The sequence below is a fragment of the Streptomyces sp. NPDC021749 genome (assembly GCF_040640655.1).
Taxonomy (GTDB): domain Bacteria; phylum Actinomycetota; class Actinomycetes; order Streptomycetales; family Streptomycetaceae; genus Streptomyces.
Genome location: NZ_JBFACE010000002.1, coordinates 82,658 through 99,885, shown reverse-complemented (window position 1 = coordinate 99,885; position 17,228 = coordinate 82,658). Strand labels below are relative to the sequence as shown.

Below are 17,228 nucleotides of genomic sequence, written 5' to 3'. Positions count from 1 at the left end.
ACGATCCGCGTCGGCCGCCACTCCCCGCTCAGCCCGCGTTGGCCGTGTCCAAGGCGCGGAGGACATCCGCGATCAGGTCGTCCGGGTCCTCGATGCCGACCGAGAAGCGGATGAAGCCCTCGGGCACGGCGTCGCCGCCCCAGCGGGCACGGCGTTCGGCGGTGGAGCGTACGCCGCCGAAGCTCGTGGCGTCGTCGACCAACGTGAGGGCGGACAGGAAGCGTTCCGCGTGGGCCTTGTCCGGGAGGGTGAAGGACACCACAGAGCCGAAGTGGCCGGGGCGCATCTGGCGGGCGGCGAGCGGATGGGCCGGGTCGGTGGGCAGGCCCGGGTGGCGCAGGCCGGTGACCTCGGGGCGGTCGGCCAGCGCGGCGGCGAGCGCCAGGGCCCCGGCCGACTGCTGGCGGACGCGCAGCGCGAGGGTCGCCAGTGAGCGGTGCGCCAGCCAGCTCTCCATGGGGCCGGGGATCGCGCCCACGGTCTTGCGCCACTGCCGCACGGCATCGGCCAGCCCGGCGTCGCGGGTGCTGGCGTAGCCGAGCAGGACGTCGCCGTGGCCGGTCAGTGCCTTGGTGCCGCTGGCGACCGAGAAGTCCGCCCCGAGGTCCAGCGGGCGCTGACCGAGCGGTGTGGCGAGGGTGTTGTCGACCGCGACCAGGGCGCCGCGCCGATGTGCCTCAGCGGCGAGCCGGCGGACGTCACAGACGTCGAGGCCGGGGTTGGAAGGCGTCTCGATCCACAGCAGCCGGGCGCCGTCCAGCACGTCGAGTTGGGCGTCCTGTGCGGTCGGGGCGGTACGGACCGCGATGCCGTAACTCTCCAGCCGCGTGCGGACGGCGGGCAGCAGCTGGTAGCCGTCGCTGGGCAGCACCACGGCATCGCCGGAGCGCAGCTGGGAGAAGAGCACGGCACTGATCGCCGCCATGCCGGAGGCGAACGCGACGGTGTGCGCGGTGCCGTCCGGGGCTTCCAACTCCCCGATGGCGCGTTCCAGGTGGGTCCAGGTCGGGTTGGTGTCGCGGCCGTATGTGTACGGCCCGGAGGCGTCGCCGGGGAGGTGGTAGTGGGCCGCGAACACCGGCCCGGGAAGCGCCGGTTCGAACGCTTCCGGCTCCGGAAGCCCGGCACGTACGGCGCGGGTGCCGTCGCCCGTCATGCGTTCTCCTTCTCCTGCGGGGAGCACGGGGCCTCCTGCGGGTGGTGCGGGACCTGCGCGTCCTGGGGGATCTGCGTCTCCGGGGGGATCTGCGCGCGGCGCCGGTCGTCGGGCTCGGGTGCGCGTGCCGGGAGGAGCGTCCGTGCGGTGAGCGCGGTGCGCACCTCGGCCAGCAAGCCGTCGCTCGCCGCCTCGATCATTTCCAGGCACTCCTCGAAGCCTTCAAAACCGCCGTAGTACGGGTCCGGGACGTCGAGATCGGCGGCTTGCGCCGCGTACGAACGCAGCAGACGCACCTTGGCGGCGTCCTGCGGCGTGGGAGCCAGCCGGCGGAGTTCGCGCAGATGGCCGGAGTCGAGGGCGATCACCCGGTCGAGGCGGGCGAACCAGGAGGCGCGGAACTGCCGCGCGGTGTGGGCGGTCGGGTAGCCGGCCGTGCGCAGGACGGCGACGGTGCGCGGATCGGCGCCGTCGCCCTCGTGCCAGCCGCCGGTGCCCGCACTGTCCACCTCCACCAGGCCGTCGAGCCCGTCTTCCGCGACCCGGGCACGGAAGACGGACTCCGCCATCGGCGACCGGCAGATGTTGCCGGTGCAGACGAAGCAGACGCGGTACGGAGCGGCCAACGGTCAGTCCTCGTCGGGAAGGATCACGTGCATCGCCCAGGAGACGATCGAGACGATCACGCCACCGAGCACCGCCGTCCAGAAGCCGTTCACATGGAAGGCGAGATCGGCCTTGCCGGCGAGCCAGGAGGTCAGCAGCAGCATCAGCGCGTTCACGACCAGCGTGATCAGGCCGAGCGTGAGGATGAACAAGGGGAGGGACAGCAGCTTCACGACGGGCTTCACGATGAAGTTGACCAGCCCGAAGATCAGCGCCACGAGGATCAGGGTGAGTATCTTGCGGCCGGTGTTCTCGCCGGTCAGCGTGATGTCCTTGAGCAGCCAGATGGCCACGGCAAGCGCTGCGGCGTTGGCGATCGTCTTGACCAGAAAATGCTTCATGGTGAGATCGTCGCAGACGAGTGTGAACCATCGGAGGGGTGCGAACGGCATGAAGGCTTTCAGGCTGGAGGAACTGGAGGCAGAGCGGGTCGCGAACGACGGCGCTTATCTGCAGTTCATCCGGGAGCGCAACATGTCGGTCGGGCTGTACGCGCTGGACGCCGGCAGCACCGATCCGCAGCGGCCGCACGCCCAGGACGAGGTGTACTTCGTCGTCAGCGGCCGGGGACTGATCACCGTCGGGGCGGACACGGAGCCGGTGGCGCGTGGCAGCGTCGTCTACGTGCCGGCCGGAGTACCCCACAAGTTCCACCACATCAGCGAGGATCTGCGGGTGATGGTGGTCTTCTCTCCTCCTGAGAGCTAAGGGTCGGGGCCCCGAACCCGTAGGGGACGAGTCAGGGTAGAGCCGGGGCTGCGAGGCCCCCACGGCGGTGTCCGGCGACCTAGCATCGTGGGTGATGGGAGAGCCGGAGGCGGCGAGGCGGCAGGAACGCGGCCCGCGGACGGCGCCATCAGTGCGCAACGCAGCGCACCGGACAGATAGCGCGGTACGGACAACGGTACAGACAGCGCGACCGACAGAAAGCAGGGCAGAGCAGTGGCTGGTAAGGGGATATTCACAGGACTTCCGTGGTGGGTCACCTGGGTTGTGGTGCCCGTCATCCTGATCGTGGTCTTCGGCGGCCTGATCGCCTCCGCGCTCCACTTCCTGATCGGTCTGCTGTTCAAGGTCCTCATAGCGGCGGCTCTGATCGCGGGCGTCATTTACCTGGTCCGCCGTTTCACCGGCTCGTCCTCGTCCTCGTCGAAGAGCGACTGGTAAACCACGGGGCCCCGCCGAGCCGCCACCACGGCGGCCGACGGCCCACGTACGCGCTTTCACTCCGCTCCGGACCTGGCATGGTTCCGGAGCGGTGGTGGTTCCGGGCGGTGGTGGTTCCGGGGTGGAGCAGGTTCCGGGGCGGGGGTCTCTTCGGGCCGGGCGGGCTCCGGACCTGGCGTGGCTTCGGGCCGGGGGTGTCTTCGGGCCGGCATGGCCCTTGGCGAACGTGGCCACGGAGAAACGTGATCTCGGATGGACACGACTTCGGAGGGACAGGGCCTCGGACCAACCTGGTCACGGGAAACGTGATCACGGTCGGAGGCGACGTCGGACGGATGTGGGCCCGGGCGGCGGTGGCGTCCGGGCGGGCGGAGGTCCAGACGAAGGCCGGGGCCAGACGAAGGTCTCGGGTCGGGCCGGGCCGGGCCGGGACGGCGGCGGCGCTCAGGAGGGCAGTGCCCAGGGCAGGCAAGGCAACGGATGAACGCAACCCTCAGCCTCTTGCCCTCCTGACCGCATCAACCTCCCCTTGACCCGCCGGCTTCCGCTCGTGTCCGTCGCTGGGCCAGGCGGGTTAACTCCCTTGGCTTTCGGTCTATCGGCGCGACACGCGGAGCTAGAGTGCGGACCGCAGACGTCTTCCGGATGACGACGTTCCGCATGTTGCGTTCGAACGGTGACGCCCGGACGGGGATGCCTGGACGGTGATGCCGGACGGTGTCGTCCGGGCGGTGTCGTCCGGATGTCGCGGTGCGAAGGGTGACGTACGGGAGGCGCTGCATGAGGCGAGGCCGGGACGGGTGTCACCGCGGAGGGACGGGAGACGCGCGCGGGCGCGGGAGCGGTACCTGCGACCGGGGCCCCGGCCCCCGTGGCGAGCGGAACCTGGGGGTTGGCGTTGGCAATGGCGAATGGCGAATCCGGCTCTCACCCCACTCTGATCGGCTCGGTGCAGCGGGCGCTCCGGTTGCTGGAGGCGGTGGGGGCGCACGAGGACGGGGCACCCGCCAAACAACTCGCCAGAGAGACCGGACTGCCCCTGCCGACGACGTACCACCTGCTGCGGACCCTGACCCACGAGGGCTATCTGCGCCGGGAGAACGGCGTGTTCGTCGTCGGGGAGGCGGCCGAAGCCATCGGCCGGGCCGGGGCCAGGCGTCGGCAGCGGACCCAGATCTCGGAAGCGCTGGCGCTCGCGGGCCGGGAGTTGGGGGCCGCCGTCTACTTCGCCGTCTACCGGGAGGGTGAAGTGGAAGTCGTGGCGGTGACCGATGATCCGGAACGGCCGCCGGTGGAGGAGTGGGTCGACTTCCGCAGCACCGCACACGCCCACGCGATCGGGCAATGTCTGCTCGCCCAGCTTGACGACGCAACGAGGAAGGAGCATCTGGCCCGCTATCCCCTGCAGTCCATAACCCCGTTCTCCCTGTGCACGGAGGGCGATCTGCTGCGCCGCCTGGATACGGTGCGTCGCGGTCAGGCGGCCTACGAGTGCCAGGAATATGCCCTAGGCACGGTCTGTGCGGCCATTCCCGTCCAAGTCGGCGCGGCCGTGGCGGCCCTGGCGATCTCCCTGCCAGCGGAAGAACTGCATCGATTGCGGTCCGTTACGGATCGACTACGAAAAATGGCGGAGGCGACACTAACGACACTCGCCTTCTCTATCAGTATCTGAAAACTCACTCCTTGTGATCTGCCTGCGCCTGGCCGACGATGGCGTCAATAGGGCTATGGGGGATGTTTCCCGGCCATCTCCGATCAAGTGCGGGGCAGTGGTTGATGACCGACACAGTTCAGGCAGAAGTGATCATGAGCTTCGTCGTCTCCGAGGAGCTTTCGTTCCGGATCCCGGTGGATCTCGACTTCGACAGCGCCGATCCGTATGCCGTCCGTCTCACCTTCGACCTGCCCGGCGATGCGCCCGTGACCTGGGCGTTCGGTCGTGAGCTGCTGCTGGACGGGCTGAGTAGGCCGTCCGGTGAAGGTGATGTGCGGATCGAACCGGCCTCGCACGCGAACCTCAGCGACGTCTTCATCAGCCTTCAAGTGGGCGTCGAGCGCGCGCTGTTCCGGGTCAGTGCGGCGCCCCTGGTTGCCTTCCTGGACCGTACGGACCGGCTCGTCCCACTGGGCAAGGAAGAGGTCTGCGACACCCTGGAAGCGATCTTGGACCAAATCCTCACCGAGGCCCCCGCCGGCTGACCCGCCCGCGCCCAATCGTTCCGGCTAAGCGCCGCCGTTCCGGATAAGCGCCGCCGTTCCGGCTGAGCGCCGCGCGCACCTGGGGTGGACGCCGGCCGGCGCCTACGTGGTCGTCACCTGCGGCCGCGCCCGCTGGATGCCCCCTGCCTGGCCGCGCCTCGCGCCCAAGGGCTCAGATCCGCGCGTTCCGCGTTCCAGACGCCCGGTGCCTCGCGTCCCGGACCTCCTGGATCGCGGACCGTCGGACCTCGGATCTCCCGGGCCTCCGGGGCTCCGTGGCCGCATCCGCTTGGCCGTCAGCCCCGTCGTACCCGCCCAGTTGCGCCACCCTGGCCGCGTCCCCGCCCCCCTCCGACTCCCGACCCTCCCAGCCCCGCGCTGGCGCCGCGCCGTGTAGCTGCGGCTCCGGCCGCAGCTATCCCGCTGCCCCGCACCGGTCGTCTCTCCGAGCCTCGGGGCTCCAGGTACTCGCGTCGCCCCGTTACGGGTGCGCCGCGGCCGGCTTCCTCAGCCTCGTCCCTGGCCTCCCGGGCCTCCCGGGCCTCCGGCGCCCCGGGTCTCGGACCCGTAGCCCCGGATCGTCAGGCTTCCGGGCCACCCGACCTCGGGCCCCGAGACGTCCACTTCCCGATCCTCCCGGGCCCCCGGGCCTACCGGCTCCGACTCTCCGGCCCGGGCTGCCCGGCGCCCGACCCTCCCACCCCCGGGCTTCCCCGCCCTCCTGGCCTCCCCGCCCTCCCCGAAGCCCGGGCGGCGGCTTACCGCCTGCGTCGCCTGCCGCGGCCTCCGCGGTGGCCGGAGGGCGCGCGGGTGGTGGCTCCTGGTTGCCCGGAGGCCCCGGTAGTCCCCTGCGTCCCGTAGGTGTCCGGTGGCGCATCCGCATCCCGCGTCCCGGGGACGTCCGATGGGGCCGCTGCACCCCGCGTCCCGGGGGCGTCCGGGCGGGCCGTCGCGGCACGCGTCCCCGGGATGTCCGGTGAGGGTGCCGGACCCTGGCTTCCGGAGATGTCTGGTCGGGCTCCTCCGCCTCGCGTGCCGGGCTTCTTGCGGTCCGCTGAGACGACCAGGGCGGCCAGGAGCGTCGTCAGGGGTACCGAGGCGACCAGGCCGATGCTGCCTACGAGGGTGCGGACGATTTCCTCGGCGACCACCTCGCTCGTGGCGACCGTACCGACGCTGCTCTGTGCGATCGAAAACAGCAAAAGCAAAGGCAGGGCGGCTCCTGCGTAGGCCAGTACGAGGGTGTTGACGACGGAGGCGATGTGGTCCCGGCCGATCCGCATCGCCGCGCCGTACAGCTTCCGCCAGCCGGCCGACGGGTCCGCCTCGCGCAGCTCCCAGATCGCCGCGGTCTGGGTGACCGTCACATCGTCGAGCACGCCCAGCGATCCGATGATGATCCCCGCCAGCAGCAGACCGTGGATCTCGATGTTCGGATAGAGGCCGTGCACCAGGCCCGTGGTGTCGTCCGTATTCCCGGTCAGCAGCGCCCAGTTGATGAACACCGACCCGAGCAGCCCGATCAGCAGCAGCGACGCAAGTGTGCCGAGCACCGCGACCGAGGTGCGGGCCGTCAGGCCGTGGCACATGTACAGCGCGATCAGCATGATGGCGCTGCCCCCTACCACCGCCACCACCAGCGGATCGGAACCCTGCAGGATCGCCGGCAGGATGAACAGAGTCAGGACGACGAAGCTGGCCGCCAGCGCCACCAGCGCCAGCACCCCGCGCAGCCGCCCCACGACGACGACCGCCAGGGCGAAGATCCCGGCCAGGATCCACATCGGCACGGACCGGTCGACATCGCTGACCGAGTACTGGAGTTCCTTCGGCGCCTTGGGGGAGTACGCCACCACGACGTCCTGACCGGTGGAGTAGTGCCGGAGCGAGTCCGGCGTCACCACCGTCTGGAACGTGCGGCCGGCGTTCTCGCCCGTGGTGACCTTGATCGTCGCCTGCTGGCAGGGCCTTCCCTTCGCTGCTCCCCCGGTCGGCTGCTCCCCGGTAGGTGATGGCGGCTGGGGCTGCTGTTCGGCATGCACATCCGCACAGTTCACCTCCGCCACTTTGATCACGCGGGCCCGTTCCGTGGGTTGGTCGAAGCCCACCCCGGACGGTTTGTGCGGTGGCGCGCCGCCCGGCCAGAGCACGACCAGGCCGACCGCCACCGCGGCCGCGAACGGAATCAGCACCGCCGCGATCACCTTGCGCAGATGCCGGGAGACGGGCGCGGCCGGTCCATGGCCATGACTGTGTCCGTGCCCCTGCCCGTGCCCGTGGCTGTGGCTGTGGCCGTGGCTGTGACCAGGGCCGTGATCATCCCCGCGCCCGGGCTCGCGCGGGCCCGACTGCGCACCGAACTGCGACTGCACACCGAACTGCGACTGCGGACCCGACCGCGGGCCGAACTGCGACTGCGGACCCGACCGCGGGCCGAACTGGGGACCCGACTGCGGACCGGGCTGAGGGTGGGGCTCGTGAGTGCTCACCGCTCGATCATTGCAAGACGTCGGGCCGCTGTCGGGGCCCCGTTCCGATGAGTCCCCTCTGTACCCGTTCCGATGAGTCCCCTGTGCACCCGTTCTGACGGGCCCCCTGTTCACCCCGCGGCGTCGGCCGCTACCGTGGTGCCACCTTTGCAATCGCGGGAGCTCGGAGCACCGGGCTGAGAGGGCGCTGACCTTCGTCCCAGCGGTGTTTCACGTGAAACACCGGCGGACGGATACGGCTGCGTCGACCGCCGAACCTGTTACCGGGTAATGCCGGCGTAGGGAGTTGGGTCTTATGACTCTGCAGGATGCACGCACGCCCGAAAGCGGAAGCGGTGCCAGCGGCGAGCCGAAGGAGATCGGCTGGCACAAGGGCTATGTCTCCGGATCGCGCCCGGACCTGCGGGTACCGGTTCGGCGAGTGCACCTCACCAACGGCAAGGACGTGACGCTCTACGACACGTCAGGGCCGTATACCGACCCGAACATCGAAACCGACGTCCGCCGTGGGCTGGCGCCGCTGCGGGAGAACTGGATCATCGCCCGCGGCGACACCGAGGAGTACGCGGGCCGGCCCATGCGGCCGGAGGACGACGGCCTCAAGCACACCGCGCCGCGCGGCGGGCTCAAGAACCTCGACGCGGTCTTCCCCGGCCGCCCGCGCCAGCCGCGCCGCGGCCGTAACGGCGCCGCGGTCACCCAGCTCGCCTACGCGCGGCGTGGCGAGATCACCGCGGAGATGGAATACGTCGCCCTCCGCGAGAACGTGAGCCCCGAGTTCGTACGCGACGAGATCGCGGCGGGTCGGGCGGTGCTGCCGGCCAACGTCAACCACCCGGAGATCGAGCCGATGATCATCGGCAAGAACTTCCTGGTGAAGGTGAACGCCAACATCGGTAATTCGGCGGTCACTTCCTCCATCGAGGAGGAGGTGGAGAAGATGACCTGGGCGACGCGCTGGGGCGCCGACACGGTCATGGACCTCTCCACCGGCCGCAACATCCACACCACCCGTGAGTGGGTGCTGCGCAACTCCCCCGTCCCGATCGGCACCGTCCCGCTCTACCAGGCGCTGGAGAAGGTCGACGGCAAGGCCGAGGAGCTGACCTGGGAGATCTACAAGGACACCGTCATCGAGCAGGCCGAACAGGGCGTGGACTACATGACGGTGCACGCCGGTGTGCTGCTCCGGTACGTCCCGCTCACCGCCCGCCGCAAGACCGGCATCGTCTCCCGCGGCGGCTCGATCATGGCCGCGTGGTGCCTGGCGCACCACAAGGAGTCGTTCCTCTACACCCACTTCGAGGAGCTCTGCGAGATCCTCGCGTCGTACGACGTGACCTACTCGCTCGGTGACGGCCTGCGTCCCGGCTCCATCGCGGACGCCAACGACGAGGCGCAGTTCGCGGAGCTGAAGACGCTCGGCGAGCTGAACACCATCGCCAAGCGGCACGGCGTACAGACCATGATCGAGGGCCCGGGCCACGTCCCGATGCACAAGATCAAGGAGAACATCGACCTCCAGCAGGAGATCTGCGAGGAGGCCCCGTTCTACACGCTCGGCCCGCTGACCACCGACATCGCGCCTGCCTACGACCACATCACCTCCGGTATCGGCGCGGCGATGATCGCCTGGTGGGGCACCGCGATGCTCTGCTACGTCACGCCCAAGGAGCACCTCGGCCTGCCGGACCGCGACGACGTCAAGACCGGCGTGATCACGTACAAGATCGCGGCCCATGCGGCGGACCTGGCCAAGGGGCACCCGGGCGCCCAGGAATGGGACGACGCGCTCTCCGACGCGCGCTTCGAGTTCCGCTGGGAGGACCAGTTCAACCTGGCCCTCGACCCGGACACGGCACGCGCCTTCCACGACGAGACGCTGCCCGCCGAGCCGGCCAAGACGGCGCACTTCTGCTCGATGTGCGGGCCGAAGTTCTGCTCCATGAAGATCAGCAGGAGCATCACGGAGCAGTTCGGCGGTGACGACGGCTCGACCCCCGAGGAGATCGAGGCGGGCATGCTGGAGAAGTCGAAGGAGTTCGCGGCGGCGGGGAACCGCGTGTACCTGCCGTTGGCGGACTGATCGGCGAACGGTGTGGAGAAGGGCTCCGTCGGTGCTTCCGACGGGGCCCTGACGGTGCCTCCGGTGGGGCCTGCGGCAGGCCCTCCCCCCCCGTGGGGCCTCCGGCGGGCCGTCCCGCGGGGCCTCCTCCATCACCCCCCCAACCCCTACTCCGCCCCCTCCTCAGGCCCCCCGTGGTCCGGGCTGGTGAAGTCCGGGCTGGAGTAGCGCGGGCGGGAGGACGAGGGGCCGGTTTCGGGGCTGGAGAACTCGGGGCGGGTGTAACCGAGGGTCGGGATGCGGCTCTCGGAGGCCGGGGTGCGGCGGGGGACATAGCGGACGGGGTCGTTGTCCGGGGCGGCCGTGGGGTCGGCGAGCGCCTCGCGCAGGAAGGGCAGCAACCCGCGTTCCAGCAGGGCCCGCCGCCACGCCTCACGGGCCTCGTCCAAGGCCTCGTACAGCTCGTCCGTTCTGGCGGACTCGGCGGACGGGCCGTTGCGCAGTGCGGTGATGACCAGGCAGGTCATCGCGACCAGGGAGCCGGCCGCGGTGAGCGCCGCGAACACCCAGCCCACGCTGATCAGCGGCTGCGCCAGCGACTTGTCCGGGCTGACCGCGCGCAGGACGTAGCCGATGACGAGGAAGAGCACGGCGGCGATACCGGCGAGGACCGGGGCGAGCACGGTGATCATCGCCGCCAGCCCGGCACCGGTGTTTCCGGCCTCGTCCGCGGCCGGATCGGTGGCCGAACCCGGTCCCCCTTCGGCGTCCTCCCCGTGCTCCCCGGCGTGCGCCGCGGGGCCGGACGCCGGGCCGGACGCGGCCGGTGCCGGTGCCCGCAGCTCGGCACGGAGCTGGACATAGCGTTGGTATTCGGCCGTCGCGCAGGCGGCGATGGCGGTGGTCGCGCTGAGCGCCATCGTGCGCAACTGCTCGGTGTTCAGATGGTTTCCCGTGGCGGCGGTGAGGTCGTCCGGGCGGTATTCCGCGGTACGCAGCGCCTCATCAAGGAGCCGCGCGAATTCCGCGCGGTCCTCGTTCAGCAGGTGCGGAGCGCTGTTCATGTGCATCCCCCGATGCTCCGTAGGGCCGTACGGCCGGCGTGGGCCGGGCAGTGGGCGGAAACGGAGGAGAGCCTGCTACGGATAGACCGATGGTAGAGCGACTCCGGTACGGGGTGACAGAGAGTTTGCGGAAATTGAGTAACCGCACGACCGGATCCCGCCGGTGTCTCCCCTCGTTCCCGCCCGTACCGACCGTCCTGCCGGTCCGGGGGATACCTGCCCCGGTAACGCTCAGGCAGTCAGGGGGAGTTGGACGACCAGCAGCTTTCCGGCCATCGTGATGCCGCCGTCCATGGCGATGGCCAGACCGTCGGCGTAGACGTGCGGACCGTCGACCGCGATGCCGTCGCCCTCGCCGTCCTCCGCGCCGACCTCGCCCAGGAGGTACGGGATCGGGCTGTGGCCGTGCACGACGCGGTCGCCGCCGTAGGCGTCGAGGAGTTCGCGTACGGCCTGCGAGCCGGACTCGTCGCGGAAGGCGAAGCGCTTGGTGAACTTCCGGAAGAGATCCCAGACTTCGTCGGCGTCGCTGCGGGTGAGGACCTCGTGGACGGTGTCGTTGACCGCCTCGATGGAGTCGCCGTATTCGAGGTAGGCGGTGGTGTCGGAGTGCACGAGCAGATGCCCGTCCTCCTCCATCACGGCGTCCAGCCGGGCCATCCACTGCAGGTGGTGGTCCTCCAGGCGGTCCATGTCGGTCTTCTGGCCGCCGTTGAGCAGCCAGGCGGCCTGGAACGAGGCGGTGCCGGCGCCGGACTGCACAGGGGTGTCGCCGAACCGCTTGGCGCCCAGCAGCAGCAGCTCGTGGTTGCCCATCAGGGCCTTGCAGTAGCCGCCGGCCGCAGCGGCCTCCGCGGACAGCTGCATGACCAGGTCGATCACGCCGATGCCGTCCGGGCCGCGGTCGGTGAAGTCGCCGAGGAACCACAGCCGGGCGTTGCCGGCGGCCCAACTGCCGTCGGCGTCGATCAGGCCCTCGGCGGCCAGCGCCTCGCGCAGCTCGTCGTAGTAGCCGTGCACATCGCCGACGACGTAGAGCGGGCCCATGCCCCCGGGCGCGTCGGAGCTCGTGGCCGGGTCGGGGACCGGCGCGACGGACGGGCGGTCGATGAGCGTGTCGGTGCGGCCCGGGGTGACGACCGGGAGGTCGCGGGCGGTCGGGGTGTAGTCCTCGGGCAGCTCGACCGGCTGCGTGGCCGGCGGCACCGAGGGGGGCGCGGCGGGCGGCGCGACCGGGGTGCCGGCGGGCACATGGAGCGGCGGGCCGGCCGGCGGCACGGGAGACCCTGCGGACGCACCGGCGGACATTCCGGGCGGCGGAACGGACGCCGGAGCTTGTCCTGCCATGGTCCACACCATGGGTCCCTGACTGGCCCCCTGAGTCATCGACCCCTCCACCGTTGCGCCGCCGTGCACCTCTCGGACCTTGCCTGGTCGACGGCGGTCCGCGGTGTCGTGCGCCCATCATAGGAATGCCGATCGCGGGTTGTGACGCACCCGGGGGTGGTCAATCCGCTGGAGCCTGGCATTCGCGGCTGATTTCTCCCGGGATCGCCTGGTTTTTCTGTGTCAACGCGGGCGCCTCGGCGTCGTCCGGTGCGCCCGTTCGTTCTGGTTCGGCGGCGAGTTCAGGCGCCGGCGGGTCCTCGTGGCGGGCTGATGGTCGTGCGCGTCGACCGCCGCTGGGAGGAGGTGCGCACGATCAGATCGGTCGGTATGACCTGCTCGATGGGGCGTCCGGTGTCGAGCCCCTCGATGGCGTCGATGAGGATCTGCACCACGGCGGTACCGATCCGGCGCGGTTTGAGGGAGAGCGTGGTGATCGGCGGTTCGGTCGTGGCGTAGACGGTGGACTCGCTGCAGCAGACCAGCAGCAGGTCCTCCGGGACGCGCAGGCCGTAGCGCCGGGCGGCGGCGAGCAGATCGGTGCCGTTGGGGTCGAAGAGGCCGTAGACGGCGTCCGGCCGGTCCGGGCGGGCCAGCAGCCGGTCGGCGGCCACCGCGCCCGCGCACGGGTCGTGGGCCGGGTACGACTCGTAGACCGGGTCCTGTCCGACCCGCTCGCACCAGCGCAGGTACGCCGTGGTCGAGAGGCGGGTGTAGGTGTCGGTGGTGGTGCCGGTGAGCAGGCCGATGCGGCGGGCGCCGGCGTCGGCGAGGTGGTCGAGCAGGCCGAGGACGGCGGCTTCGTGGTCGTTGTCGACCCATCCGGTGACCGGGAGCGCGCCGCCGGGGCGGCCGTCGGAGACCACCGGGATGCCGTGCCGGACGAGTTCCGTCACGACCGGATCGCCGTCGGCGGGGTCGATGACGACCGTGCCGTCCAGGGCGACGTTGGACCACACGTCGTGCCGGGAGGTCGCGGGGAGGATGACCAGCGCGTAGCCGCGGGCCAGGGCCGCGGAGGTGGCCGCTCTGGCCATCTCGGCGAAGTACGCGAACTCGGTGAAGGTGAAAGGTTCATCCCCGTACGTGGTCACGGTCAGGCCGAGGAGCCCGGACTTGCCGGTACGGAGGGTGCGGGCGGCTGCGGACGGGCGGTAGCCCAGCCGGTCGGCCACCTCGCGGACGTGGCTACGGGTGGCATCCGGGAGCCGGCCCTTGCCGTTGAGCGCGTCGGAGACGGTCGTGATCGACACACCGGCTGCGGCGGCCACATCGCGGATGCCCGCACGCCCCAGCCGGCGACCGGTCGCCCGGCTCACCTGGTGCTTCCCTGCTGCTGTCATGGCGAGCCGATAGTAGGGCTCGATAGGGCCATTCGCGGGGCGTTGACTGCGGTGGCGGAAAGGCACGTTTCTGCAAGGTGATGGGTCATCATATACCTTGCAAAATAAGGCAGTTGGGCGTTGAGGTGGCTGTTTGGGGGGAGATTTTCCGGATCGGCCTGGCGATCGGTTCAGGTCTCGAAGAGGTCTCAAGTCACCTTGACGAGGGATGCGCGCCACGGCGCAGGCCACCGGCGCGCGACTGCGAGTGGGGCGCGCCCCGAAGGTCTCACGCTGGCCCCGTCCGGGTGATCTTGGTGCACGGGTGCGGGAGGGTGGGCCGCGCGCCCGGCTTCCGGCCGGGGCTGCCGCCGAACGGGTCAATCCTCTTAAGGTGTGCAGTATTGGAGATGGACGGGACGGTCGAGGAGGACCTGCGGTGAGCGAGAAGACCCCGAAGCTGCGTACGGCGCTGGACGGCATCCCCACCTACAAGCCGGGGCGGCCGGCGCCGGCCGATGGTCCCGTCACCTACAAGCTGTCCTCCAACGAGAACCCCTATCCGCCGCTGCCGGGCGTCCTGGAGAGCGCGGTGACCGCCGCGGGGTCCTTCAACCGCTACCCGGACATGGCGTGCACCGGCCTGATGGCGGAGCTGGCCGACCGCTTCTCGGTGCCGGTGGAGCACCTCGCGACCGGCACCGGGTCGGTGGGCGTGGCCCAGCAGCTGATCCAGTCCACGGCCGGCCCGGGCGACGAAGTGATCTACGCCTGGCGGTCGTTCGAGGCGTACCCGATCATCACCCAGGTGTCCGGGGCCACCTCCGTGCAGGTTCCGCTGACCTCCGGTGAGGTGCACGACCTCGACGCGATGCTCGCCGCGGTCACCGACCGGACCCGGCTGATCTTCGTCTGCAACCCCAACAACCCCACCGGTACGGTCGTCCGCCGTGCGGAGCTGGAGTCGTTCCTGGACCGGGTGCCGGGCGATGTCCTGGTGGTGCTGGACGAGGCGTACCGCGAGTTCATCCGCGACGCCGAGGTGCCGGACGGGATCGAGCTCTACCGCGACCGTCCCAACGTCTGCGTGCTGCGGACCTTCTCCAAGGCGTACGGCCTGGCGGGGCTGCGGGTGGGGTTCGCGGTGGCGCACGAGCCGGTGGCCGCCGCGCTGCGCAAGACGGCGGTGCCGTTCGGGGTGAGCCAGCTCGCGCAGGACGCGGCGGTGGCGTCGCTGCGTAGTGAGCAGGCTCTGCTGGAGCGGGTGGACGCGCTGGTGGCCGAGCGGGCGCGGGTGGTCGACGGGCTGCTCGGGCAGGGCTGGACGGTGCCGGAGACCCAGGCGAACTTCGTGTGGCTCCGGCTGGGGGACCGTACGACCGACTTCGCGGCGGCCTGTGAGCGGGCCGGTGTGGTGGTGCGGCCGTTCGCCGGCGAGGGTGTCCGGGTCACGATCGGGGAGACCGCGGCGATGGATCTCTTCCTGCAGGCGGCGGAGGAGTTCCGCAAGGCGCTGTAAGCCGCTGAAAGGCGCCGGCAGGCACGCCGGAAGGCCCTGCAAGGCCCTGCAAGGCCCTGCAGGAGCGTGGCATCGAGGCCGCGGGTCCGTCGACCCGCGGCCTCCGGCTTTTGGCGGGGGCGCTCACGCCTTCTGTACGCGGACGGGGTCGCCGCTGAGATCGGCGTGGGCCCGTAGGGGAGCGCGAGGGCGTTGCCGGGTGGCCAGAAAGCGACGGTGCCGGGCTCGACGACCTGGCGGGCGTCGGGTTCCAGCGCGGGTGAGAGCCCGGTGTCGAAGTAGACCTCCTCGCCCCAGGTGTGCGCGGTGGCCTCGACCGGCAGTGCAGCCATGAGGGCCGCCGCGGTCGGGGTGTCGTCGAGGGTCGCGGTCAATTGCCCGGCGGGCCAGGTGATGCGGATCTTCATGGCGATGAATTCAACAATGTGTTGAAGGTCGAGGGGGGAGCGTGTCCACACTCGGAGAAAGGCGCCCGCAACCTCGGCGGAAATGTTCATACGCCATGGATTCGAGCGTGACCGCAGTCACGTACCCCCCTTACCCAAGGGTGGAAGGGCATGGGAGATAATTGCTTGTGAATGTGAACGCGTTCACAAGCCCGTCCCGGTATTTACCGCTTTGTGTGACGCAAAAGGGACATTGCCGTTGGCAAACGGCGAGGTAAGGAGCACGGCATGGAACTGGCCTTGGCGCCGGAGACTCTGGCGCGATGGCAATTCGGCATCACCACCGTCTACCACTTCCTCTTCGTCCCCCTGACGATCTCGCTCGCCGCTCTGGTGGCCGGGCTTGAGACCGCATGGGTGCGCACGGGCAAGCAGCAGTACCTCAAGGCCACGAAGTTCTGGGGCAAGCTGTTTCTGATCAACATCGCGATGGGCGTCGTCACCGGCATCGTGCAGGAGTTCCAGTTCGGGATGAACTGGTCCGACTACTCGCGGTTCGTCGGTGACGTCTTCGGTGCCCCGCTGGCCTTCGAGGCGCTGATCGCGTTCTTCTTCGAGTCGACCTTCATCGGCCTGTGGATCTTCGGCTGGGACAAGCTCCCCAAGAAGATCCACTGCTTCTGCATGTGGATGGTCTCCATAGGCACGATCCTGTCCGCGTACTTCATCCTGGCCGCGAACTCCTGGATGCAGCACCCGGTCGGCTACAAGTACAACGCCACCACCGGCCGCGCCGAGCTCACCGACTTCTGGAAGGTGCTGACCCAGGACACCACCCTGGTCGTCGTCTTCCACACGCTGACCGCGGCCTTCCTCACCGGCGCCGCGTTCATGGTCGGTATCTCCGCCTTCCACCTGATGCGCAAGAAGCACATCAAGGTCATGCGGACCTCGCTGCGGCTCGGGTTGGTCACCCTGGTCATCGCGGGCATCCTCACCGCGGTCAGCGGTGACACGCTCGGCAAGGTCATGTTCAAGCAGCAGCCGATGAAGATGGCCGCCGCCGAGGCACTCTGGGACAAGGAGGCGCCGGCGCCGTTCTCGGTCTTCGCCTACGGAGACGTGGAGAAGGGCCACAACGAGGTGGCCATCGAGATACCCGGCCTGCTCTCGTTCCTGGCCCATGACGACTTCTCCTCGCCGGTCCCCGGCATCAACGACGTCAACAGGTCCGAGCAGCAGAAGTTCGGCCCCGGCGACTACCGGCCCAACATCCCCGTCGCCTACTGGGGCTTCCGCTGGATGATCGGCTTCGGCATGTCGTCGTTCGCCATCGGGCTCGCCGGGCTCTGGCTCACCCGTAAGAAGTTCTGGCTGGCGCCCGGCCTGCGGACGGGCGACGAGGAGCCACCGAAGCTCGCGCTGACCAAGAACAGGGTGCTCGGCGCCCGCCTCAGCAAGTGGTACTGGTCGCTCGCCTTCGTCACCCTCGGCTTCCCGCTGATCGCCAACTCGTGGGGCTGGATCTTCACCGAGACGGGCCGGCAGCCCTGGGTCGTCTACGGCGTGCTGCGCACCTCCGACGCGGTCTCCCCCGGCGTCTCCCAGGGCGAGGTGCTCACCTCGATGATCGTCTTCACCACGCTCTACGCGATCCTCGCCGTGGTCGAGGTCAAGCTGCTGGTGAAGTACGTCAAGGCCGGGCCCCCGGAGCTCACCGACGACGACCTCAACCCGCCCACCAAGATCGGCGGGGACAGCGCCGACGCCGACCGGCCGATGGCCTTCTCGTACTAGGAGGCGACC

13 protein-coding genes, 2 pseudogenes and 1 riboswitch are annotated in these 17,228 nt (G+C 70.0%); of the genes and pseudogenes, 7 read left to right on the top strand and 8 right to left on the bottom strand.

The features are described from left to right. Positions 1-28: 28 nt before the first annotated feature. From AB0G35_RS02270 to AB0G35_RS02260, 3 genes and pseudogenes are all read right to left on the bottom strand, one after another. Positions 29-1,156, bottom strand: coding sequence for a cystathionine gamma-lyase (locus tag AB0G35_RS02270; RefSeq protein WP_360942319.1), 1,128 nt, complete (start codon positions 1,154-1,156; stop codon positions 29-31). Between the two features lie 158 nt (positions 1,157-1,314). Then, positions 1,315-1,782, bottom strand: a pseudogene (locus AB0G35_RS02265) (low molecular weight protein-tyrosine-phosphatase); the annotation flags it as partial. 3 nt (positions 1,783-1,785) lie between these two features. Continuing rightward, on the bottom strand, positions 1,786-2,163 hold the full coding sequence (locus AB0G35_RS02260) for a phage holin family protein (RefSeq protein ID WP_360942316.1): 378 nt from the start codon (positions 2,161-2,163) through the stop codon (positions 1,786-1,788). 49 nt (positions 2,164-2,212) lie between these two features. Between AB0G35_RS02260 and AB0G35_RS02255 the strand changes: the two genes are divergently transcribed. The 4 genes from AB0G35_RS02255 (at position 2,213) to AB0G35_RS02240 (ending at position 5,191) form a co-directional block, all read left to right on the top strand. Further along, positions 2,213-2,530, top strand: coding sequence for a cupin domain-containing protein (locus tag AB0G35_RS02255; protein ID WP_360942313.1), 318 nt, complete (start codon positions 2,213-2,215; stop codon positions 2,528-2,530). A gap of 234 nt (positions 2,531-2,764) precedes the next feature. Further along, entirely contained in the window at positions 2,765-2,989 is a 225-nt protein-coding gene (locus tag AB0G35_RS02250; protein ID WP_360942310.1) for a DUF5326 family protein, read from the top strand. Between the two features lie 904 nt (positions 2,990-3,893). Then, positions 3,894-4,664 (top strand): IclR family transcriptional regulator C-terminal domain-containing protein, encoded by a 771-nt coding sequence (locus tag AB0G35_RS02245; RefSeq protein WP_360942308.1) that lies wholly within the window; start codon positions 3,894-3,896, stop codon positions 4,662-4,664. A gap of 104 nt (positions 4,665-4,768) precedes the next feature. Next, the gene (locus AB0G35_RS02240) at positions 4,769-5,191 is read left to right on the top strand and encodes an SsgA family sporulation/cell division regulator (protein WP_360942305.1); all 423 of its coding nucleotides are present in this window, start codon (positions 4,769-4,771) and stop codon (positions 5,189-5,191) included. Positions 5,192-5,949: 758 nt separating this feature from the next. Here AB0G35_RS02240 and AB0G35_RS02235 read toward each other — a convergent pair. Continuing rightward, complete coding sequence (locus tag AB0G35_RS02235; protein WP_360943070.1) at positions 5,950-7,563, bottom strand: YibE/F family protein; 1,614 nt, start codon at positions 7,561-7,563, stop codon at positions 5,950-5,952. A gap of 262 nt (positions 7,564-7,825) precedes the next feature. After that, a riboswitch (TPP riboswitch) is annotated at positions 7,826-7,982 on the top strand. Here AB0G35_RS02235 and thiC point away from each other — a divergent pair. Further along, positions 7,976-9,766 carry a phosphomethylpyrimidine synthase ThiC gene (gene thiC / locus AB0G35_RS02230; protein ID WP_360942302.1) on the top strand — a complete coding sequence of 597 codons (1,791 nt, stop codon included), beginning with the start codon at positions 7,976-7,978 and terminating at the stop codon, positions 9,764-9,766. (Overlaps the previous riboswitch by 7 nt.) Before the next feature lie 146 nt (positions 9,767-9,912). On the opposite strand, the gene AB0G35_RS02225 is transcribed toward thiC, so the two are convergent. The 3 genes from AB0G35_RS02225 to AB0G35_RS02215 form a co-directional block, all read right to left on the bottom strand. Continuing rightward, positions 9,913-10,815, bottom strand: a complete 903-nt coding sequence (locus AB0G35_RS02225) for a hypothetical protein (RefSeq protein WP_360942299.1) — start codon at positions 10,813-10,815, stop codon at positions 9,913-9,915. A 225-nt stretch (positions 10,816-11,040) separates the two neighbouring features. Beyond that, positions 11,041-12,156 (bottom strand): metallophosphoesterase, encoded by a 1,116-nt coding sequence (locus AB0G35_RS02220; RefSeq protein WP_360942296.1) that lies wholly within the window; start codon positions 12,154-12,156, stop codon positions 11,041-11,043. Between the two features lie 281 nt (positions 12,157-12,437). Beyond that, a complete protein-coding gene (locus AB0G35_RS02215) occupies positions 12,438-13,538 on the bottom strand; it encodes a LacI family DNA-binding transcriptional regulator (RefSeq protein ID WP_360942293.1) in 1,101 nt (366 codons plus the stop codon). Between the two features lie 418 nt (positions 13,539-13,956). On the opposite strand from AB0G35_RS02215, the gene hisC reads away from it, so the two are divergent. Further along, positions 13,957-15,036 carry a histidinol-phosphate transaminase gene (gene hisC / locus AB0G35_RS02210; RefSeq protein ID WP_360942290.1) on the top strand — a complete coding sequence of 360 codons (1,080 nt, stop codon included), beginning with the start codon at positions 13,957-13,959 and terminating at the stop codon, positions 15,034-15,036. A 147-nt stretch (positions 15,037-15,183) separates the two neighbouring features. On the opposite strand, the pseudogene AB0G35_RS02205 reads toward hisC, so the two are convergent. Continuing rightward, positions 15,184-15,443, bottom strand: a pseudogene (locus tag AB0G35_RS02205) (cyclophilin-like fold protein); the annotation flags it as partial. Positions 15,444-15,710: 267 nt separating this feature from the next. Between AB0G35_RS02205 and AB0G35_RS02200 the strand changes: the two are divergent. Further along, positions 15,711-17,219, top strand: a complete 1,509-nt coding sequence (locus AB0G35_RS02200; RefSeq protein ID WP_360942287.1) for a cytochrome ubiquinol oxidase subunit I — start codon at positions 15,711-15,713, stop codon at positions 17,217-17,219. Positions 17,220-17,228 lie beyond the last annotated feature (9 nt).